15 protein-coding genes and 1 pseudogene are annotated in these 22,471 nt (G+C 62.7%); 12 read left to right on the top strand and 4 right to left on the bottom strand.

The window, feature by feature from the left end; genetic code table 11:
* The first annotated feature begins 89 nt into the window (after positions 1–89).
* Both BFW87_RS29435 and BFW87_RS29430 read left to right on the top strand, forming a co-directional pair.
* Positions 90–10,592, top strand: a complete 10,503-nt coding sequence (locus tag BFW87_RS29435; RefSeq protein ID WP_078743232.1) for an autotransporter-associated beta strand repeat-containing protein — start codon at positions 90–92, stop codon at positions 10,590–10,592.
* Positions 10,593–10,913: 321 nt separating this feature from the next.
* Positions 10,914–11,810, top strand: coding sequence for a LysR family transcriptional regulator (locus tag BFW87_RS29430; protein WP_078743231.1), 897 nt, complete (start codon positions 10,914–10,916; stop codon positions 11,808–11,810).
* Here BFW87_RS29430 and BFW87_RS29425 read toward each other — a convergent pair.
* Positions 11,800–12,201 (bottom strand): RidA family protein, encoded by a 402-nt coding sequence (locus tag BFW87_RS29425; RefSeq protein WP_078743230.1) that lies wholly within the window; start codon positions 12,199–12,201, stop codon positions 11,800–11,802. The two genes, BFW87_RS29430 and BFW87_RS29425, sit on opposite strands and share 11 nt — an antisense overlap.
* 81 nt (positions 12,202–12,282) lie before the next feature.
* Positions 12,283–13,155: an EamA family transporter gene (locus BFW87_RS29420; RefSeq protein WP_078743229.1), complete on the bottom strand. Its 873-nt coding sequence runs from the start codon at positions 13,153–13,155 to the stop codon at positions 12,283–12,285.
* 93 nt (positions 13,156–13,248) lie between these two features.
* On the opposite strand from BFW87_RS29420, the gene BFW87_RS29415 reads away from it, so the two are divergent.
* The 3 genes from BFW87_RS29415 to BFW87_RS29405 all read left to right on the top strand — a co-directional run bounded on the left by BFW87_RS29415 (position 13,249) and on the right by BFW87_RS29405 (position 17,014).
* Positions 13,249–14,019, top strand: a complete 771-nt coding sequence (locus BFW87_RS29415; protein ID WP_078743228.1) for an AraC family transcriptional regulator — start codon at positions 13,249–13,251, stop codon at positions 14,017–14,019.
* An 81-nt stretch (positions 14,020–14,100) separates the two neighbouring features.
* Complete coding sequence (locus tag BFW87_RS29410) at positions 14,101–15,654, top strand: DUF726 domain-containing protein (RefSeq protein WP_078743227.1); 1,554 nt, start codon at positions 14,101–14,103, stop codon at positions 15,652–15,654.
* Positions 15,655–15,694: 40 nt separating this feature from the next.
* Entirely contained in the window at positions 15,695–17,014 is a 1,320-nt protein-coding gene (locus tag BFW87_RS29405; protein WP_078743226.1) for an Nramp family divalent metal transporter, read from the top strand.
* Positions 17,015–17,051: 37 nt separating this feature from the next.
* On the opposite strand, the pseudogene BFW87_RS32415 reads toward BFW87_RS29405, so the two are convergent.
* Positions 17,052–17,141, bottom strand: a pseudogene (locus BFW87_RS32415) (type II toxin-antitoxin system prevent-host-death family antitoxin); the annotation flags it as partial.
* Positions 17,142–17,317: 176 nt separating this feature from the next.
* Positions 17,318–18,241 carry a LysR family transcriptional regulator gene (locus BFW87_RS29395; RefSeq protein WP_078743225.1) on the bottom strand — a complete coding sequence of 308 codons (924 nt, stop codon included), beginning with the start codon at positions 18,239–18,241 and terminating at the stop codon, positions 17,318–17,320.
* Positions 18,242–18,358: 117 nt separating this feature from the next.
* On the opposite strand from BFW87_RS29395, the gene BFW87_RS29390 reads away from it, so the two are divergent.
* The 7 genes from BFW87_RS29390 to BFW87_RS29360 all read left to right on the top strand — a co-directional run bounded on the left by BFW87_RS29390 (position 18,359) and on the right by BFW87_RS29360 (position 22,436).
* Positions 18,359–18,847, top strand: a complete 489-nt coding sequence (locus BFW87_RS29390) for a DMT family transporter (protein ID WP_078743224.1) — start codon at positions 18,359–18,361, stop codon at positions 18,845–18,847.
* A gap of 4 nt (positions 18,848–18,851) precedes the next feature.
* A complete protein-coding gene (locus BFW87_RS29385) occupies positions 18,852–19,307 on the top strand; it encodes a DMT family transporter (RefSeq protein ID WP_078743223.1) in 456 nt (151 codons plus the stop codon).
* Positions 19,308–19,396: 89 nt separating this feature from the next.
* Positions 19,397–19,567, top strand: coding sequence for a metallothionein (locus BFW87_RS29380; RefSeq protein ID WP_078743222.1), 171 nt, complete (start codon positions 19,397–19,399; stop codon positions 19,565–19,567).
* A gap of 74 nt (positions 19,568–19,641) precedes the next feature.
* Positions 19,642–20,406, top strand: coding sequence for an AraC family transcriptional regulator (locus BFW87_RS29375; RefSeq protein WP_078743221.1), 765 nt, complete (start codon positions 19,642–19,644; stop codon positions 20,404–20,406).
* A gap of 87 nt (positions 20,407–20,493) precedes the next feature.
* Complete coding sequence (locus tag BFW87_RS29370) at positions 20,494–20,667, top strand: DUF1427 family protein (protein ID WP_074851542.1); 174 nt, start codon at positions 20,494–20,496, stop codon at positions 20,665–20,667.
* Between the two features lie 28 nt (positions 20,668–20,695).
* Entirely contained in the window at positions 20,696–21,655 is a 960-nt protein-coding gene (locus tag BFW87_RS29365) for a quinone oxidoreductase family protein (RefSeq protein ID WP_078743220.1), read from the top strand.
* Between the two features lie 445 nt (positions 21,656–22,100).
* Entirely contained in the window at positions 22,101–22,436 is a 336-nt protein-coding gene (locus BFW87_RS29360; RefSeq protein ID WP_078743219.1) for a DUF6124 family protein, read from the top strand.
* Positions 22,437–22,471: the final 35 nt, after the last annotated feature.

Raw genomic sequence — 22,471 nt, 5'->3', positions numbered from 1 at the left:
CAGGTATTTCGAATTCGATGCGTGTAGAACAATAAGCAGAGCTTTCGCGCATTCATGGATGAAAGGCTTGAACCACGAAGGAGTTGAACGTGGAAAGAAGACTTGCTACTGCCGAAATTTCTCGTATTTCCCCTCTGAATACGGCCATTCGCCTGGGCATTGTGGGGTTGATGGTCGGCCTGGCGAGTCCGCAGGCCATGGCCACCTGTTCAACGGCAGGTTCCACCGTGACCTGTACCGGTGTGCCGAGCCTGCCGCTGTTTCTCAATAACTTCTCCAGTGCTACCAGCGGCCTCACCGTCAACGTGAACAGCGGTACGCAGATGAATGCGACGCTGGGGGGCCACGTGATGGATCTCACCGGGGCCAACATTTCGGTGAACAACTCCGGAACGCTGGACCCGGCACTGCTGGGCCTGGTTTCAGTGTTGAGCGGCGGTATGTTTATCGGCACCGGCGCGACCAGCACCGTCAGCGTGCTCAACAACGCCAGCGGGATCATTCGGGGCACCGGGATGTTGCTCGGGCTTAACCTGACCAGCGTCGACGGCCTGGGCATCGCGGTAAACAACTCTACCTCCGGCACCACCAGCATCACCAACAACGGCACCATCACCTCAACCGGCCTGTCCATCGGGGGGATTACCCTGGCTGACACGCCGGTGGTGGGCGTGTATGGCGGTTCGCAGGTGAACATGACGAACAGCAGCACCGGTGTCATTAACGGGCGCGTGGCGTTCGAAACCTCTGCAGCGGGCAACACGTTTACCAACGCAGGTGCCATCACCGGCGGCGTTTCGATGGGGGCTGGCAGCACCAACACCTTTACCGCGATTACCGGGTCGACCGTCAGTGTCGGTGATGGTATCCAGGTGTCCGTCGGCCTTGGCGGGTTGATCGGCATCAACCTGACGTTCGGGCCGACAGGCACGGTCGATGGTGGGGCAGGCGGTGCCAATACGTTGATCCTGCAAAACCCGATCGGTCTTGGCGGAGGCACCACGGGCGTCGGCACGGCATCGAGTGCCAACTACGTCAACTTCAACAATCTGGCGATCAACAGCGGTACGTGGACCCTGCAAGGGCCGCTGGTCAGTGGCAGCACCACGATCAATGGCGGTGTGGCGTTGTTCAATAACAATCAGGCGTTCGGCAGCGGGGTACTGACCTCCAACGGCGGGATTTTGCAGGCCAGCAACGCGGGTTTGAACGTTGCCAACCTGGTCACGCTGGGCGCTGGCGGTCTCACTGTCCAGGGCTCGAACGCCACGACCTTGTCCGGGGTCATTTCCGGCGGCGGTGGCCTGACCAAGATTGGCGTTGGCCAATTGTCTCTCGGTGCGGCCAACACCTACGCCGGTAATACCAGCCTCAACGGCGGCGCGGTGCAGTTGGGCAACAACTCGGCCTTCGGTACAAGCACGGTCACCTTCACGGGCGCGACGTCACTCTCGGCGCCCGGTACCATCAACCTGGGCAACGCGATCACGCTCAACGGTGGCCTGACGGCCTCCGGCACGGGGGCCCTGACCCTGTCGGGCCTGATTACCGGCGCCTCGGGCATCAGCAAAACCGGAACCGGCAGCCTGGCGCTCAGTGGCATTAACACTGGCTATACCGGCCCGACCAGCCTGGTCGCCGGGACGTTACTGCTGGGCAATAACAACGCCCTGGGCACCGGCGGCTTGACTGTGACAGGGGCAGCCAGTCTGGACGCCAGCGGCGCGTCGGCCCTGAGCAATAACGTAATCCTGGGGGGCGACCTCACGTTGACCGGCACTAACCCGCTGACCCTGAGCGGCGTGATGTCTGGCGCCAACAGCCTGATCAAGAGCGGCGCGGGCGTGTTGACGCTGACCGGCAACAATGCTGCCCGCACGGGCCAGACCACGCTCAACACCGGCGGCCTGTTGCTCGGTTCCGGCACCGCGCTGGGCACGGGCGCACTGAATACGGCGGCGGGCACCTCGCTGGATGCCAGCACCGCTATCACCCTCGGCAACGCGGTCAACCTGACCGGCAACTTGACCCTCGGCGGCTCCCAGGCGCTCGGCTTGGGCGGCGTCATTTCCGGGGCGGGCGGGCTGATCAAAAACGGCGTCGCCGCCTTGACGCTGGGTGGCGCCAACACCTTCGCCGGCAATACGGACCTGAACGCGGGCTCTCTGATCCTCGGCAATAACACCGCCCTGGGCACCGGCAGCTTGAACGCCGCGGCCGGTACCACCCTGGACACCAGCGCAGCACTGATCGTCAACAACGGGCTGAACCTGGCCGGCACCCTCAACATCGGCGGCGCCCACAACCTTGGCCTGACCGGGGTCATCACGGGCAGTGGCGGGCTGACCAAGAACGGCGCATCCGCGCTGGTGCTCAGCGGCGCCAACAGCTTCCTCGCGGGTACGACGCTCAACGGCGGCACCTTGAGTGTCGGCAATAACCTGGCCTTGGGCACCGGTGCGCTGAGCGTGACCGGCGCAGCAGCGCTGGACAACAGCGCGGCTATCAACCTGGCCAATGCCATTAACCTGGGCGCCGACCTGACCCTGATCGGCACCAACCCGCTGACCCTCGGCGGTGTGATCGACGGTGCATCGGCACTGATCAAAAACGGTGTTGCGGCCGTGACCCTCAACGGTGCCAATACCTTCCAGGGCGGCACTACGTTGAATGCCGGTACGCTCACCCTCGGCAATGCGGCAGCGCTGGGCACCGGAACCCTGACCGTGGCGGGCGCGGGTAGCCTGAACACCAACACGGCATTAACGGTCAACAACGCGATCACGCTCAATGCCAACCTGACGGCAGGCGGCGCCAGCCCCCTGACACTCGGCGGCGTGATCAGTGGCGCCAGCGGCCTGATCAAAAACGGCGCATCGACCCTCAACCTGAGCGGCGCCAACCTTTACACCGGCGCCACCGCGCTGAATGCCGGTACGTTGATCGTCGGCTCCAATACGGCGCTGGGCACCGGCGCGCTGAACGCATCGGCCGGTACCACGCTGGACGCGAGTGCAGCGGTCAGCCTGGGCAACACTATCAACCTGGCTGGCAACCTGACCCTCGGCGGCAGCAATGCGCTGACCCTGGACGGGGCCATTGCCGGCGCTGGCGGATTGATCAAGAGCGGCGCGGCCGACCTGATCCTCAACAACGCGAACACCTACCTGGGCGCCACCACACTGAACGCCGGCAAGCTGGTGATCGGTGCCACGGGCGCGCTCGGTCTCGGCTCGTTGAACGCGGCGGGTGGCACCACCCTGGATGCCAGCACGGCGGCCACGTTAACCAACGCGGTCAACCTGGCCGGCAACCTGGGTATTGGCGGCACGGCCGACCTGACCCTGGGCGGCGCGGTGAATGGCGCTGGCAGCCTGACCAAAAACGGCGCGGCAAACCTGACCCTCAATGGCGGCAATAACTTTCTGGGCGGCATCACACTCAACGCGGGCACTCTGACTGCCGGCAGCAACTCGGCCTTGGGCCTGGGCAACCTGACCGTCGGCGGCGCTGCCACGCTGGACAGCAATGCGCCTGTCACGCTGGGCAATAACATCAACCTCAACGCCGGCCTGACCCTTGGCGGCACCAACGGTTTGACCCTCAGCGGCGTGGTCAGCGGTACCGGCCCGTTGATCAAAAACGGCCTGGGCAACCTCACCCTCAATGGCGTCAACACCTTCAGCGCGGGCACCACGCTCAATGCCGGCGGCTTGACCCTGGGTACGGCAGGCGCGCTGGGCAGCGGTGCATTGACGGTCGGCGGCGCGGCCACCCTGGATAACAGCGCGGCCTTTACCCTGGGCAATGACATTGCGCTGAATGCCAACCTGTCCCTTGCCGGCAACAACGACCTGAACCTGGGCGGCGTGGTCAGCGGCACGGGCGGGCTGATCAAAAACGGCCTGGCTGACCTGGCCTTGAGTGGCAACAACACCTTCACCGGTGCGCTGGATATCCTTTCCGGCAGCGTCTCGTTGTTGAATGCCAATGCACTCGGCAACAGCTCGGGTGCGAACGTCAGTGCCGGTGCTTCCCTGAACCTGGGTGTCGACGCCAGCCTGGCCGGCCTGAGCGGGGCCGGTGGCGTGCAACTGGCCGGCGGTACCAACCTCACGGTCGGCGGGGTCAACACCACCAGTACCTTTGACGGCGACCTGAGTGGTGGCGGCGGTTTGATCAAAATCGGCACCGGCACCCTCAACCTCACCGGTATCAATAGCCTCATCGGCAATACGGCGATCAACGCAGGCACTCTGAACCTGAGTGGTTCCCTGGGCAGCGCTGTGGTCAACGTCAACACCGGCGGCACCCTGACCGGCAGTGGTTCGCTGCTGGGTAATCTGAATGTCAACAATGGCGGGCACCTGGCGCTGAGCAGCGGCAGCACCTTGTCGGCCGGTTCCCTGACGCTCGGCTCGGGGGCCAATCTGGATGTGGCGCTGGGCGCGCCGTCTACGACGTCCTTGCTCAATGTCGGTGGCAACGTAACCCTGGACGGCAACCTGAATGTGACCGACGCCGGCGGGTTCGGGGTCGGCGTGTATCGCCTCATCAACTACACCGGCGCACTGACAGATTTGGGCCTGAGCGTGACCGGTGTGCCGGTGGGCTATGGCTTGGGCGATCTGATCGTGCAGACCGGCGTGGCCAATCAGATCAACGTCGAAGTGTCGGCACCCAACACGGTTATCCGTTACTGGGACGGCAGCCAGACTATCCCCAACGGCAGCGTCGACGGCGGCAGCGGCACCTGGACCAGCGTCGGTACCAACTGGACGAATGCCAACGGCACGCTCAACCAGACCTGGGCCAGTGATTTCGCAGTATTCCAGGGCACGGCGGGTACCGTCACGGTGGACGGGCCACAGAGCTTTACCGGCATGCAATTCGTCACCGATGGCTACAACCTGGTCAACGGCGCGGCCGGGCAATTGAACGCGGTCAATGGTACCGGCGGCAACGTGGCGCTGCGGGTTGATCCGGGCGCCACGGCAACCATTGGCGTGAACATCGACGGTGCGGGCACCCTGGCCAAGCTGGACACCGGGACCCTGGTGCTGGGTGGCACGAATACCTTCACCGGCGGCACGCTGCTCAACGGCGGGACCCTGGTCGTGGGCAGCAACACCGCCCTGGGCACGGGCCAGCTGACAGCTGCGGCCGGCACTACGCTGGACAGCAACGCGGCGGTCGCGCTGGGCAATAACGTCACCTTGAATGGCAACCTGACCGTCGCAGGCAGCAATGCGCTGGCCCTCAATGGTGTGATCGATGGCCCAGGCGGGCTGATCAAAAGTGGCGCAGCCAACCTCACGCTTGGCGGTAACAACACCTTCCTGGGCCCGGTCGCGCTGAACGCAGGCGGGCTGATTCTGGCCAGCAACTCGGCGCTGGGCAGCGCTGCCTTGAACGCGGCAAACGGCACTACGCTGGACGCCAGTACCGCGATCAGTGTGACCAATGCGGTCAACCTTGCGGGCAACCTGGGCATTGGCGGCAGCGCCGACCTGACCCTGGGTGGCGCGGTGAATGGCGCCGGCAGCCTGACCAAAAATGGCGCAGCCAACCTGATCCTCAACAGTGCCAACGCCTTTCTCGGCGGGGTGGCGTTGAATGCGGGCACCCTGACCCTGGGCAATGGCGGCGCGCTGGGCCTGGGTAGCCTGACCGTTGGCGGCGCGTCGACCCTGGACAACAACGCGGCACTGAGTGTGGCGAACAACGCGGTGCTGAACGCCAGCCTGGCGGTTGCCGGCAACAACGACTTGATGCTGGGTGGCGTGTTGAGTGGCACGGGGTCCCTGACCAAAAACGGTGGCGCCAACCTGACCCTGAATGGGGCCAACACCTACAGCGGCGGTACAACTCTCAACGCCGGTACGCTGACGGTTGGCGATGCCACGGCATTGGGTGCAAGCGCCTTGACCGTGGGTGGCGCAGCCACGCTGGACAACAGCGCACCGCTGGTGCTGGCCAATGCCGTTAACCTCAACGCCGACCTGACGGTGGCCGGCAACAACAACCTGACTCTCGCCGGTGTGCTGGCGGGCAACGCGGCACTGATCAAAAACGGCGCGGCGGACCTGCTGCTCAGCGGCAACAACACTTTCACCGGCCCATTGAATGTGGCCGGCGGTAGTCTGACCACCGCCGGAAATGGCGCGCTGGGCAATACGTTCGGTGTCACCGTTGGCGCGGGTGCCAGCCTCAACCTGGGGGGCAATGCCAGCCTCAATACACTGGCCGGCAGCGGTGTGGTTCACGTCGCAGGCGGCAGCACGCTGGCGGTGGGTGGCAGTAACCTGGACAACACCTTCGCCGGTGCGCTGAACGGCGCCGGCAACCTCGACAAAAACGGCACGGGCGCGCTCAACCTGACTGGAACCAATGGCATCACCGGCGCTGCCAACGTCAACGGCGGCACCTTGAATGTCAGTGGCTCGCTGGCCAGCGCTACAGTGGCCGTCAATAGCGGCGCGACACTGACCGGCACCGGTTCGCTGGCAGGCGCCGTGACCGTGGCCGACGGTGGCCATATCGGCTTGAACACCGGCAGCACGCTGTCGGTAGGCTCGCTGGTGCTGGGCGGCAATGCCAACCTGGACGTAGGCCTTGGCGTGCCGGTGGTGGGCGGTGGTAATGCGCTGCTGAATGTGGGCGGCAACCTGACCCTGGACGGCAACCTGAATGTCACCGATATCGGCGGCTTCGGCAGCGGCGTCTACAACCTCATCAACTACACCGGGGCGCTGACCGATAACGGCCTGACGCTCGGCACGTTGCCGGGCAGTGTGGTACCGGGCGATCTGCAGGTGCAGACGGCTGTCACCAACAAGGTCAACCTGTTGGTGACAGCGCCCAACACCACTGTGCAGTTCTGGGATGGCGCCAACCTGATTGGCAACGGCGCGATCGATGGCGGCACCGGCACCTGGGGCACTGGCACCACCAATTGGACCAACGTCGACGGCTCCCTTAATCAGGCCTGGGGTAACAGCTTCGCTGTGTTCCAGGGCGCGGCGGGCAATGTAACGGTGGATGGCACACACAGCCTCACCGGCCTACAGTTCGTCACTGACGGCTACAACCTCGCGTCGGGCACTGCGGGCGTGCTGAATCTGGTGAATGGCAGCACCGGCAATACGGCGATTCGCGTCGACCCGAATGCCACCGCCACCCTTGGCGTGACCCTGGCGGGCGCCGGCACCCTCGCCAAGCTCGACACCGGCACCCTGGTGCTTAACGGCGCCAACACCTACACCGGTGGCACTGCGCTCAACGGCGGCACGTTGGTCGTCGGCAACAACAGCGCGCTGGGCACTGGCACACTGACCGCCGCCAACGGCACCACGCTGGACAGCAATGCGGCCGTTACCCTGGGCAACGCAGCGCTACTCAATGGCGCCCTGGCGATTGGCGGCAGCCAGGCGCTGACCCTCAACGGCGACATCAGCGGCGCCGGCAGCCTGCTGAAAAACGGCGCGGCGACACTGACCCTCAACGGCGCCAATACCTACAGCGGCAGCACCGGCTTGAACGCCGGGCAACTGATCCTCGGCAACAATTCCGCACTGGGCACCGGCGCACTCAGCGTGGGTGGCGCCGCGCAACTGGACGGCGGCACCGACCTGCAACTGGCCAATGCCATCAACCTGAGCGGCCCGCTGACCCTGGCCGGCAGCCATGACCTGGCCCTCAACGGCGTCGTCAGCGGCAATGGCAGCCTGGTCAAAAATGGCAACGGCGCGCTGTTGTTGACCGGCGCCAACACCTACACCGGCGGCACCACTCTTAATGGCGGCACCACCACCGGCACCACTACCAGCCTGCAAGGAGCAATCGCCAACAACGCGACCCTGACCTTCGAACAGGCGGCTGATGGCACTTACACCGGCAACCTCACCGGGGCCGGGGTGCTGAACAAAACCGGCACCGGTGCCTTGCTGTTGAGCGGCAACAACACCTTCACCGGCAACACCAACGTGAATGCCGGCAGCCTGTTGGTCAACGGCACCTTGAACAGTGGCGCGGTGCAGGTTGCCAACGGTGCGACCCTCGGCGGCAGCGGCACCCTGGGCGGTGCGGTGAGCATGGCTGATGGTTCGACCCTCAAGGCGGGAGCGGCGACGCCCCTGTCGGTAGGCTCGCTGGCGTTGTCGTCGGGCACCGCCCTGGACTTCGCGCTCGGGGCACCGGGTGCGTCCACCACGGCAGTGAACGTGGCGGGCAATCTCACGCTGGATGGCACGCTCAATGTCACCGATACCGGCGGCTTCGGGATCGGCGTGTATCAACTGTTCCGCTACGGCGGCACCTTGACTGATAACGGTCTCGCGCTGGGTTCATTGCCTGCGGGCTTTGGCAGCCTGGCACTGCAAACCTCGCTGGCCAATCAACTCAACTTGCTGGTGCAAACCACCCCTGGGCAAATTCAGTTCTGGAACGGCGGCACCACCAACCCGGACGGCACCATTACCGGCGGCAGCGGCACGTGGGGCCCGGGTACCAACTGGACCGACCCGACCGGTACTCAAGGCCAGGCGACGAACAACCAGTTCGCCGTATTTGGCGGGCAGGGCGGCTCCGTGACGGTGGTTGGCAATCAAGGCTTTACCGGCCTGCAATTCCTCGACGCCGGCTACACCCTGACCGCAGGTGCCGGCGGTACGCTGTCGCCCACCGGCACGGCGGCGGTGCGCGTCAATTCGGGGGTCACCACCGAAGTGTCGGCGCCGATCGTGGGCACAGGCGCAATCAACAAACTCGATGCGGGCACCTTATTGCTGACCGGCGCCAACACCTACACCGGCGGCACCACCGTCAGTGGCGGTACGCTGGCGGGTAACACCACCAGCCTGCGCGGCTCGATCTTTAACAACGCGCGCTTGCTGTTCGTGCAGGCCAACAATGGCCAGTTCAACGGCAACCTGACCGGCACCGGTGCCATCGTCAAACAAGGTGCTGGCGCGCTGTTGCTGACCGGCAACCAGTCCTTCAGCGGTACCGTTGCAGTGGATCAAGGCGTGTTGCAGGTGGGTAACGCGGCCAACCCGGGCGCCGTGCTGGGCGGGCAGGTCACTGTCGCCAACGGCGCCGGCCTGACCGGCAATGGCAGCGTCGGCTCTGTCGTCAACCATGGTGCGGTCACGCCCGACAACGGCAAGCTGACGGTGGCGGGTAACTTCACCAACGCCAGCGATGGCGCGCTTAATCTGGTGATCACGCCATCGGTGGCCAGTTCACTGGCTGTCGGCGGTACGGCGAACCTGGCTGGCACCTTGAATGTGGTCAACCTGGCACCCTATGCCGGCCCGACCACCTACACGTTGCTGACGGCCGGCGCGGTCAACGGCACGTTCAGCACCACCAACCTGGAGAACCTGGCGTTCCTCAATACCTCGCTCAACTACAGCCCGACTCAAGTGGCGTTGGCGGTGAGCCGTAACAACGTCAGCTTCGCCAGCGTGGCAGCCACCCGTAACCAGCGCGGTGTTGCGACAGCGTTGGGCAGCGGTGCGGCAGTGGGCGGTGCAGCGGTGCAGAATGCGCTGCTCAATTCTGACGCAGCCGGGGCACGTGCAGCCTTTGACAGCTTGTCCGGTGAAATCCACGCCAGCACCGCCAGCGCGATGCTTGAAGATTCGCGTTACATCCGTGACGCGGTCAACGAGCGTCTGCGCCAACCCGGCTGCTACCGTGAAGATGACCCGCGCAACAGCCTTGCACCCAGCGAAAACCGCCTGAGCAGCGCCGGTTGCCATGGTGAAATGGTCGGCTGGATGCGCGTACTGGGTACCTGGGGCCACATGGGCGGCGACAGCAACACCGCCAAACTGGATCGCAACCTCGGCGGCTTCCTGCTCGGCACCGACAAACAAGTGGATGACGCCTGGCGCGTCGGCGTAGCCGCCGGCTACACCCGCAGCGACTTAGACGCCAAGCGCCGCAACTCAAGCGCCGACGTCGACAGCTACCACTTGATGGCCTACACCGCGTACCAGCAAGAAGCCTTCGCCGCTCGCATGGGCGTGGCGTACAGCTGGCATGACATTGAAAGCAAACGTGACGTGGCCGTCGGTGGCGTAGGCCAACGCCTCAAAGCCGACTACAAGGCGCGCAGCGCACAAGTGTTCGGTGAAGTCGGTTACACCCTCGAGACCGGCGGTGTGGCCCTGGAACCGTTCGCCGGCCTGGCGTATGTCAACTACGACAGCGACACGCTCAAGGAGAAAGGCGGGTCCGCCGCCCTGCGCGGCGATGCCCATCAAGACGTGACCTTCTCTACCCTGGGCGTGCGCATCGGCCAGACCATCACCCTGGGTAACGGCTCGAAAATCACCCCACGCGGCAGCATCGGCTGGCGTCATGCGTTCGGTGACACCAAGCCTGACGCCGACTTGAGCTTCATCAACGGCGGCGCTTCGTTCAGCACCCAAGGCGTACCGATCGCCAAAGACAGCGCGGTGGTGGAAGCCGGCGTGGACTACCAGATCAGCCAGAACGGCAAGCTGGGCCTGGGCTACTCGGGCCAACTCTCGCGCAACGATAAGGACCACGCGATGACCATCAGTTTCTCCCTCGGTTTCTGATCAAAGCCGAGCACCTTTGAACCGCCCGAAAGGGCGGTTTTTTTTCAGACTGTTAATCTGGATAGGCTTTCTGAGGAGAGCAGGCTTTGTGGCTAGCGGGCTTGTTGTGGCAAGTGGGTTTGTTGTGGCGAGCGGGCTTGCCCGCGTTGGGCTGCGAAGCAGCCCCAATAAGAGCGCCGCCATACTCCTGATGCACCGCAGCGTATCCTCTCAGGGCCGCTTCGCGCCCAACGCGGGCAAGCCCGCTCGCCACAATGGGCGGTTCAGCAGTATAAATATGAGTCGACAACTTCGCCTCCTGATGGCGTATTGGAACACCTTATGAACCAACTTCTCGCCATGCGCGCCTTTGTGCGCGTCGTCGACACTGGCTCCTTCAGCCGCGCATCCGACCAGTTGGCGCTGCCGCGTTCGACGGTCAGCAAGCTGATCACCGACCTGGAAAAACACTTGGGCATCAAGCTGATGCACCGCACCACGCGAGCGTTGGCGCCCACATCCGAAGGGCTGGATTATTACAGTCATGCCCGGCGCCTGGTGGCTGAGCTTGATGAAGTGGACAGCGCCTTACGCGGGCAAACCCTCAAGCCCGGCGGGCATCTGCGGGTGGATGCACCGGCGTCGTTTGCCAATTGCTTGTTGATCCCGGCGCTGGTGGATTTCCATCGCGAGTTCCCCGATATCACGGTCGCCCTGGGCATCAGCGACCGTGCGGTGAACATCGTTGGGGAGGGTGTGGATTGTGTGATTCGCGTGGGCAAGCTCGATGACATGGCGATGATCGGGCGCAAGGTGGCTGACCTTGAGTACCTGACGTGCGCAGCACCCAGTTACCTGGAGCGTTGGGGCGTGCCGGGCTCGCCCGAGGATTTGCAGAATAACCACCTGAAAGCCGGTTATTTCTTCGCCTGGTCGGGCAAGCCGGAGCCGTTGGTGTTCGAGAAGGGTGGCCAGCGCATTGAGGTGGGCGACTGTGCCTTCTCCACCAACGAAGGCAATGGCCTCAAGGAAATGCTGCTCGCCGGCCTTGGCGTGGGGCAGCACCTGACGTCGATCGTGCAGTACTACATCGACCGCGGCCAGTTGGTCAGCGTGCTGCCGGACTGGTCACGGCCGGCCTCACCACTGCATATCCTTTACCCACCCAATCGCCATCAGAGTGCGCGACTCAAGGTGTTTACCGATTGGGTCATCCGCACGTTCGGTGTCAGGGAATAATCGCTGTCACACGGATTTCGACGCGCATGGTCGGCAAACCGAGTGACTCGACGCCGACTTCCGTCCAGATCGGCGCATGGTCTGGCATGTAGCGCCGGTATTGCTTGACCATTGCCTCATTGACCTCCGGTGGGAAACCGCCGACGTGGTAGGAGTTGACGTGAATCACGTGCTCCCAGCGCGCACCGGCGGTCGCCAGGGTGCGATCGAGGTTATCGAACGCCTGAGCGATTTCTTCCGCGATGTCCGTGGGAATCTGAAAGTCGTTGTCCCAGCCGCCCTGGCCTGAGGTTTCCACGCGATTTCCGACTTTTACCGCTTGGGAATAGTGCAGGCGTTCGCGCATCTGTTCGCCATAGCCTGGGGTGACAAAAAATTCGGGCTTGCTCATGGTGTTTCCTCGGTTCAGTAGTAGACCCGGCAAAGGCTAATGGACTGAATCGTCGAACAAAATCCCGGATTTATGCCATGACTATCTATGGGTGTGCACAATTTGCGGGCGACACAGCCCAACCGCCAAGCCAAGGATGATGACTGCGATGAACGTCAGCGTCGGCGTGGAAATGCGCTCGCCGAGTATCAACATCGAACTGCCAATGCCGAACACTGGAATCAACAACGACAGCGGCGCCACGGTGGATACGGGGTAGGTTTTGAGCAGCGAATTCCAGCCCCAGTAGGCAAAGTGCGTGGCCAGGTAGACCTGGAACAGGATCGACAAAACCGCTGTAAGGTCGAGGCCCGCTGGCAACCCTTCGAATGCTGCCGCGCCGTGCAGCCACCAAGCCATGAGGAACAGTGGAATCGGCGGGAACAGGCTGGCCCACACCATAAACGAGAGGATTTCCTTGACCCCCGACGCTTTGATGATGACGTTGCCGACGCTCCAGGCCAGGGCGCTCAGTACGATCATCAGTACGCCCAGCACTGCCGCGTTGCCCTGCTGGGTAGCGATGATCGCCGCCAAACCGCTCAGCGCCAAACCTGCGCCGACCCATTGGGCGCGGCGGATTTTCTCCTTGAACAGCACGCAGCCCCAACCCAGGGTGAAAAACACGCTGAGCTGAATGATCAACGAGGCGATGCCGGGGCTGACGCCCAACTGGATGCCATAGTTGATCACGCCCCACATGCCCAATCCGAAGATCACGCCGTAGGCGGCGACATACTGGAACCTGACGGCAGGACGCCTGATAAAAAACACCCAGGGCAGGGCGGCGAGGGAGAAGCGGATACCGGTCAGCACAAACGGGTCGATCCCGCGTAACCCAAGTTTCGTGACGGGAAAGTTCAGGCCCCAAACCAGCGTGACCAGCAGGGCAAGGGCGATGTGTTTCTTCAGCATGGTGGTTCCTGAGCGGGTTTGCAGGTGTGCATGCTAGGGCGCCAGTGAATGGCCCGCTTGCCATGTCAGGCCATGATTTGACACTATCGGGCCATGATTGTTACCTTTGATTCGAACGACCCTTTAGCGGTGGTGACCTTGCGGGAATATCCGTCCGGCACCGTATTCGCTCGGCATACCCACCCACGTGGTCAGTTCGCCTACGCCTCAACGGGCGCCCTGAAAATGTTCACCGACCTCGGCAACTGGGTGGTGCCGCCCCAACGGGCGATCTGGGTGCCCGCGGGCGTGCCCCACGAAATGCACATGCGTGGCGATGTGGTCATGCTCAACACCTACCTTGACGGCGAAGCAGTCGAACGCGCTGGTTTGCAGGCTCATTGCCAGGTATTTGAAGTGTCGCCGCTGCTCAGGCATCTGCTGGAAGCGGCGCTGACGGCAACCTCCGACGTTCGACGGCGCTGTGTGTTGACGCTGTTGATCGACGAAATCGGTGCCATGCACGAGTTGCCGCTCAACGCACCGTTGCCCGCCGAGCCACGCCTGGCGGGGGCATGCCAGCGCTTTCTGGACGCGCCCACGCAAACCATCTCCCTCGACGAAATGGCTCAATGGTCGAACATGAGTCGACGCACCTTCACCCGGCATTTTCATGAAAGTACTGGCATGACGTTCGTGGCCTGGCGCCAGCAGGTGTGCCTGTTGGAAGCGACGGCGCGGCTCAGCCACGGAGTGTCGATTACTGAAGTGGCGCTCGATTTGGGATTCAGCAGTTCCAGCGCCTTCACAGCGGTGTTCCGCCGCAACCTTGGGGATTCACCGACGCGCTATTTGGCCAAATCCAAAGCCGGCTCCCTGTTCTGAACCACGCCGGTCAGGATTCACCGTTCTTGTCGCCATGCTTTGTTACTATCGCCGTCCATCGTCACCAGGAGTCACCGGCCCATGCAGCACCAGTGGGAGGAAATGCACCGCACCCGCAAGCCCACATTCGTACTGTGCGGCGAGCCCCAGGGCGATGTGCTCAATCTCTATGTTCACGGTTACTCCGCGTTCTTCAACCGCCAGCAACTGGGCAACTTCAAGGAACAACTGGCGAGCATCGAAGGCTCGACCAACCTGATGTTGTTCTGGCCGGCGGGGCATTTTCTGGAAAACCTGTTTGCACCGTTCAAGGACGTGATCACCTCCATGCTCGGCGGTGGGGGGCTGGGCGCGGCGACCGTAGGCGTGGGCAAGGCGATTGCCTATTTCCTCGACCATTACAAAAGTGTCGAGGCACGGGTGGATGAAGTGGCCCGGACCTTGTTGCCTGAGTTGGCGGACTACCTGCACGCCGAGGCGCTGCCGGTGCGGCGTATCAACCTGATCGGCCATTCCCTCGGCGCGCGCATTCTGGTCAAGAGTGTGTTGGCCAGCCCCGAGGTCGCGCGCGAATTACCGTTGAACAATTTGTTACTGATGGGCGGAGCGATCTGCACGTCCAGCCCTTGGGATGAAGTGTCGGCGCCGCTGAAGGGGAGGGTGATCAACTGCCATTCCAGCAAGGACTGGGCGCTGGCGATGAAGCCGGATGCCGAGCGCTGCATTGGACGTTATGCGATTGCGCTCACGCCCGCGCTCAAGGGAAAAGTCACCAATGTGCACCTGACCACCTTCGATCACGCCGCGTACTGGCCGCAACTGAAGACGGTGGTGCAGTACACCGACCTGTTGCACGAGCGGCGCGGCATGATTCGCGCCGATCAGCGCAGCACCGAAGTGCGTTTTGCCGAGGAAGACGTGGAGTTGTTCCCGGCCCTGGTGCAGGCGCGGCCCGACGAGCTTAAGTTCCTTGCCGAATTGATGGCGCAAAAACGCAGCGCGTCGATTGACGCGGGTGTGCGTGAACCCTTGAAACTGGCCATCGAGTTGCAGCGCATGGGTGGCGACAGTTTTATGAACCTGGCCCGTGGGCATGGCGTGAGTTATCGCCAGATCGCTGAAGATGTAGCCCAGCGTCTTGGGATCAAGTTCGATGAGCCGGTTGCCAGCGTCGCACTGGCAGACATTGAGGCGCAGGTCGCGGAAAAACTCATCGAGCAGTACAAGGACAAACTCAGCAACGCCGACCGCCGGGCCTTCGACGCTGAGCTCAAGGCCGCTGCACAAAAGGAACAGGGCTTGTTCAACCGCATCGACGTCGGCCGCTCGGCAACCACCGCGCTCAGCGGCACGGCGCTGGCGGGGCTCACCGGGTTTATCCTGCGCCGGGGTGCTGCCACGGCCATCCCGGTGGTGGGCCAGGCGCTGGCGGCGGCGATGCTGCTGGTCACTGGGGTACGTGCGTTCTCCGGCCCGGCCTATTCAATCACCACCTTGGCGGTGCTGGTGGTCGGCCTGATTCGCCAGCGCATGGAGCGTGAGGCGCTGAATCAGGAGATGGACCTGGTGGTGCAAGTGGTGGAAACCTTTGACCTGCCTCGGGAGACGGTGATGCGCACGGTCGCATCCGACTGATAAGCTGCGGTCTTTCTTGTGTGTTTGCCTGGGATACCGCGTGAAATTCAGCCTGCCGAAAATCGCCACCGCCCCGTTCTGCCCGCCGGAAGTGGCCGGCTCCGTGATCGTTGACCCCAAGGCCTCGTTCTTCAAGCGCGCGCTGATGTTCGCCGGGCCCGGCCTGCTGATTTCCATCGGCTACATGGACCCGGGCAACTGGGCCACGGCCATCGAAGCCGGGTCGCGCTACGGCTACAGCCTGTTGTTTGTCGTATTGCTGGCGAGCCTGGCGGGCATGGCGGTGCAGTGCCTGTGTTCGCGGTTGGGCATCGCCACCGGCAAGGACTTGGCGCAATTGTGCCGCGAGCGCTACAGCAAGCGTTCCGCACGTACGCAATGGGTGCTGGCGGAAATCTCCATCATTGCCACCGACCTCGCCGAAGTGCTCGGCTGTGCCCTCGCATTTCACCTGTTGCTCGGCGTATCGCTGACTACCGGCATTGTCATTACCGCCTTCGACACCCTGTTGATTCTCGCCCTGCAAAACCGCGGTTTCCGCCGCCTGGAAGCGATCATGCTGGCGCTGGTAGCAACCATCGGCGTGTGCTTCTTTATCGAACTGGTGCTGATCAAACCCTATTGGCCTGACGTGTTCAGTGGTTTTACGCCATCCCTGTCAGCCATCAGCGACGCAGCGCCTTTGTATCTGGCCATCGGCATCCTCGGCGCCACGGTGATGCCGCATAACCTCTACCTGCACACCTCGATTGTGCAGACCCGCCTGATCGGCAAGGACCTCGCCAGCAAACAGGACGCGGTCAAGCTGGCGCGTATCGACACCATCGGCTCCCTGGCCCTGGCGCTGCTCGTCAATGCGGCGATCCTGGTGCTGGCCGCAGCGGCGTTCTACAAAACCGGCCACACCGATGTGGTCGAGATCCAGGACGCCTATCACCTGCTCGACCCGCTGGTAGGCGGTGCTTTCGCCAGCATCCTGTTCGGCGTGGCCTTGCTGGCCTCCGGGCAGAGTTCGACCTTCACCGGCACAATCGCCGGGCAAGTGATCATGGAGGGCTACCTCAACCTGCGCATTCCTTGCTGGCAACGCCGCCTGATCACCCGTGGCCTCGCGCTGATCCCTGCGTTTTTGGGCGTATGGCTGATGGGCGACGATGCCATTGGCAAGCTGCTGATTCTCAGCCAGGTAATCCTCAGTCTGCAGTTGCCGTTCGCGCTGTACCCGCTGATCCGCATGACCGACGACAAGCAGTTGATGGGGCCGTTTGTGAACCGTTTGCCTACGCGCTTGCTGGCGTGGTTTTTGTTTGCAGTGATCAGTGGGGCGAATGCCTGGTTGATTTGGCAGTGGTTGTTTTGACCGGAGATCCAGACCCGGCCGCCATGTGCCTCTTGCGCTCAAAGGTAGCCAGTACGTCGTCGGATAGTGGAGCGTCGAAGTCATCAGGAATGATGAGTTTTCCCTTCATTGCGCCGATTCGCTGTCCCAGTGAAACGGTGTTCATCGTGGCATTCGCGTTCATGGCATCTCTCTTGGAGGTAAGTCGCAAAAGTCTGCCGCAGCGTAGGTAGTCATGAAATAGTGGCCCGAAAAATCAGAACGGGACTACTTTTTTACTTGGGAAATTTCCTCAACAGCACCGTCTGCCGTGACCCAACCCCCTCACCGATCCCAATACGGCACCCCCCCAAAACACTCCACAAAATAATCAATCACCGTACGCACCTTCAGCGACAACCGCCGGCTTCCCGGCCACAGCGCGGCTATCTGTTGCGGCTCCAGTGTGGTTGCCACCTCATACTCCGTCAGCACCGCCTTTAACGTCCCCGCGCGCAAGCCTTCGCCGATCAGCCAGGATGGAAACACCACCAGCCCCAGGCCTTGTTCGGCGGCGTGGGTGAGGGTGTCGGCGTGGTTGCCGGTGATGGGACCCTTGACGCTGTATGGCGTCCATTCGCTGCCGTCACGGCGGAAGAACCAGCGTTGCTGGCCGGTGATGCCTTTGTAGGCCAGGCATTGGTGGTTGACCAGCTCGTCGGGGTGGCTGGGCGCTCCGTGCTGCGCGAGGTAGGCGGGGCTGGCGGCTAGGCGAAAGCGCTGGGGCGCGAAGATGCGCGCCTGCATGCCGGAGTCGTTGAGCACACCGATGCGAAACAGCAGGTCGGTGCCATCTTGCAGGGGGTCGACGTAGGTGTCGGTTTGCTGGATATCCAGCTGCAATTTCGGGTAGCGCCGGCACAATTCGCCGAGCCACGGTGACAGGTGGCGCTGGCCGAATACCATCGGCGCATTGATGCGCACCAGGCCGCTCGGTTCGGCTTCCTGTTCCTGCAAGGCCTGACCCGCGGTTTCCAGTTGTTGCAGCATCAGGCGTGCGTGATGGCCAAGCAGTCGCCCGGCTTCGGTCGGGCTGACCGCGCGGGTATGGCGGTAGAGCAGCTGTTGGCCCAGCGCCTGCTCCATTAACTGGACCATAGAGGAGGGCGCCAAGCCCTCACGGCGCGCCACTTCAGAAAAACTGCCATGGTCGAGCACGGCGACGAACAGGCGCAGCGCCTTGAAACTCAATTCATTCAAACCCTGCATCGTGGCTCCATGCTGTGCGTAATGCGCAAAGGTGTTATCCGCATGCTCCCATTTATCGCACAGGACGGCCACCGGATAATGCGCGCCATGTTTCCTTTCTTGAAGTGCGGGTGATGTATGCAAGCAAGTTCTACCGAGGGAGTGGCGCAGGCCACGCCGAAAAAAAGCTTTCTGCGGCTGCTGTTGCTGCCACTGGTGATCCTGGCGGGCATGGGCCTGTCGGTGGAGGCGGGTTTGCTCGGGCCGTTGGGGGTTCAGGTGGGCCACTTGTGGGCAACCTTGAGCATCTTCGGTGTGGGTACGGCCATTCTGTTTTTGATGTTGCTGTTCAGCGGCCCGCAGAAGGGCCCGGCGCTGACCGACTTGCCACGCTGGCAACTGATCGGCGGCTTTCTGGGGCCGATGTACGTGGTGGTGCTGACCCTGGCCACGCCGCATATCGGGATTGCCATGACCATGATCGCGATTTTGTCGGGCCAGGTCGGCAAGAGCGTGCTGATTGACCATTTCGGCTGGTTCGGTACCGCGCGTAAACGCGTCAATGGCGAGCGCTGGATAGCCCTGGCGTTGATTGTGGCGGCACTTGTTCTGATTGCGAGAGGCTAAGGCGATGAATCTGATTCTGTTATTGGTACTGGTGATTGCCGCCGGTGCGGTGTTGAGTGTGCAAGCCGCGATTAACGGTCGCTTGGGCCAGTCGGTCGGGGTGTTGCGCAGCAGCTTGCTGACGTTTGCAGTCGGTGCCATCACCACTGCCTTGCTGATTTTCTTCTTCGAGCCCGCCCAGGCGATCAGCCTGCTGGACGTGCCGAAATGGCAACTGACCGGCGCGCTGTTTGGCGTGGTGTACATGATGGTGATGGTCGGCGCGGTGCCTGTGGTCGGCACGGCCGTGGCGACGGTGGCGGTCATTGTCGGGCAGTTGGGCATGGGCATGCTGATCGACAACTTCGGCTGGCTGGGCAACCCGGCCATCGAGCTGTCGGGCAGCCGGATCGTGGCGATGTTGCTGTTGGCGCTGGCGCTGGTGTTCATGTACCGCAGCAATAGCCGTCTGGCCGATTAACGGCGCTGAACCCTGATTGCTCTCCTATAGTCATCTCTTAAGGTGCGGCGCTCGCTGCACCGGGACGACCATGAAAAAGGAGTCTGAACATGGCTGATAAAACCTGTGCGTGCCCCCACTGCAAATGCGTGCTGGGCGTTGATGCGGTGATGAAAGACGGTAAAGGCTATTGCTGCAACGGCTGCGCCGAACACCATGCGCACGGTGAACCTTGCGCGTCGGCGACGGGCTGCGAGTGCACCAAGTCTGCCCACGGCTAAAAACGCAAAAAATCCCTCGGTTTGTCGGGTGGCGGTCATTACCATGGCCGCTCACCCTTATTGATGTGCTCTTCATGGCCCTGGCCGCGCCCCCCGACCTCAGTGATCACGCCGTTCCCGTGCAACCCCTGGCGCGCACGTACCCGCGCGGGCTGTACATCGAACCCCACAGCCATGACTGGGGCCAGTTGCTTTACGCCATGAGCGGCGTGATGTGGGTCGAGACGCCCCGCGAAGCCCTCGTGGTACCACCGCAACGCGCCGTCTGGCTGCCACCGGGTGTGGAGCACGGGATTCGCGTGGTGTCGGATTTGCAGATGCGCAACATCTACTTGCGCCCGGCGCTGGCGGCGACGCTGGACAGTCAGGTGCAAGTGATCGAGGTGGGTGGGCTGTTGCGTGAATTGATCGTTACCTTGGTCGATCAGGGTGACAAGGGCGACCCAGCCTATTACGACGCCGTGGTGGGGCTGGCCTTGCTGGAGCTGCAACGCGCGCGCCGCTCACAGATTCGCATCGCCATGCCGGTGGAGGCTGACCGCCGCCTGATCAATGCGTGTCACGCGGTGATCGCAGCGCCATCCCTGGAAATCCCGTTTGAGCACCACGCCGAAGCCGCCGGAGCCAGCGTGCGCACCCTCGCGCGGTTGTTTCAGAACAACCTCGGCATGGGCTTTGCCGAATGGCGCCGCCAGGTACAACTGGCCACGGCAGTGGCAGAATTGATTCAGGGCCAGTCGGTGAGCGGCATCGCGCGGTCCCTGGGCTATTCGCCGAGCAGTTTCAGCGACATGTTCCGCCGGGAACTGGGCGTGGCTCCCTCGCAGTACATCGGCTGACGGGTTGGCCGAAATCCTGAAGCCTTTGGCCGATGCTTCAGGAATGGGCGCTCTACACTGAGCCCATCAACCTACAAGGCGCCACCAATGAACTACCTCATATCCCTCGCCATCGGCCTGTTTGTCGGCGTGATCTACGGTGCCTTGGACTTCCGCTCGCCCGCGCCACCCGCCATCGCCCTGGTCGGCCTGATGGGCATGTTGCTGGGCGAACAGCTGTGGCCCATGGGCCGGCAGTTGGTCAGCGGTTGGTTGTCCTGATCACTTTTCCCTTCGATGGATATCTGCCATGAAAGCACTGCAATTTTCCGCCACTGGCGACCTCGCTTCCCTGAACTTCGTAGAGGTTGCCACTCCCGTCCCTGCTGCCGGTGAAGTGCTGGTGCAGGTCAAGGCGGCGGGCCTGAATCCCAGCGACGTGAAAAATGTGCTGGGCCGTTTTCCCTACACCACGCTGCCACGCATTCCCGGGCGTGATTTTGCCGGGGTGGTGGTGGACGGCCCGCAAGCGCTGGTCGGCCAGGAAGTCTGGGGCACGGGGCGCGACCTCGGCTTTTTCGCCGACGGTTCCCATGCAGAGTTTCTGACCGTGTCGGCCAAGGGCGTGGCGCACAAACCCACTCACCTGAGCTTTGCGCAGGCCGCCAGCCTTGGCGTGCCGTACACCACTGCTTGGGATGCGCTGGAGCGCAGCGGTGTCGGTAAATGCACGCGTTTGTTGGTGATTGGCGCTAACGGCGCGGTGGGCAGTGCGGCGCTGGCACTGGCGAAAATTCGCGGCGCCGAGGTGCTGGGCGCGGTGCGCAAGGCGGATCAGGTCGACGTGCTGCGGGCGCAGGGTTTCGACGCCATTGCCTTGGGCAAACCGGAAGAACTCGGCGTGCAGGTCAATGCCGTGTTCAAGGGCGGGGCGGATGTGATCTTCGACACCACCGGTTTCTGGTTGCCCGCGGCTGTGGCGGGTTTGGCCCCGTTCGGGCGCATCGCAATCATCGCCGCCCCGGTTGATGGGCATGTGCAACTGCCGGCATTGGCCCTGTACCGCAAGGGCGGTTCGGTGGTGGGGATCAATTCGTTGCTCTACAACTGCGAACAGTGCGCGGTGATGCTGGAGCAGTTTGGGCGGTTCTTTGATGAAGGGTTGTTGCCGCTGCCGACGGGGCTGCGCGAAGTGGCATTGGCTGATGGGGTGCAGTGTTACGGGGAAGTGAACAGCGGCAGTGCAGACAAAATCATCTTCCTGCCTTAAACGCGGTGAGAAATATGTGGGAGCTGGCTTGCCTGCGATGGCGGTGGGTCAGTCAACGACTTTTTGGCTGACAGACCGCCATCGCAGGCAAGCCAGCTCCCACAGTTTTTGATCTCCAGAGGGCTTCAGCAGCGGCTCTTGATCGGACGTTTCCCACACAGGTTTCAGGTTGTGGCTCGGAAGGCGGCTGACTAACCTCACCGCCGTCGCTGCCAATTCAGCGATCGGATTTGACCGTCCGACTTTGTTAATGAATCGCTACGCCCCTGCACCAATCTCAGGCGCTTTTTTTATGCCTGAGGTATTGTGTCGCGGTAGTTGTGCGCGGGATACCTTCGGGTATGCCGGGTTCGTTGACAACCGGTCGGTCAACCCGCGTACAGCTGCCACCTTACCTCGCTTGACCGCGAGCGTTGGCGGCTTCACTTGTCGACGGAGATTCACCATGATCAAAGACAGCCCAAACCCCCCAGGCCCGCAGGACTTCGATACCAGCACCCTGCACGAAGTGGCCTACCGAGCAATCAACCACTACCTCAACCCCGGAAAACCCATCTCCGAACCCACCGATGGGCTCTTTACCGTGCGCGAAGAGCTGGGCACGGAAACGTTGCTGGTCAATGCCTCTCAGGATCTGGCGTCCATCAGCGACATTGCCAACCATCTGGCCTTTGAAGTCGAAGGTGCTCATCGCAATGTCGCGCTGGGCATCTGCCGGATGCTGGAAGGTGTGCAGTTGTTAGTCGACAAGGCGCTGAATATGGCCCATCCAGCGGCGTAGCGGTTAACTCGGTAAAAAATGTGGGAGGGGGCTTG

This window comes from Pseudomonas fluorescens (assembly GCF_002022275.1).
GTDB classification, from domain to species: Bacteria; Pseudomonadota; Gammaproteobacteria; order Pseudomonadales; family Pseudomonadaceae; genus Aquipseudomonas; species Aquipseudomonas fluorescens_AJ.
This window is presented reverse-complemented; position numbering and strand designations above follow the sequence as displayed.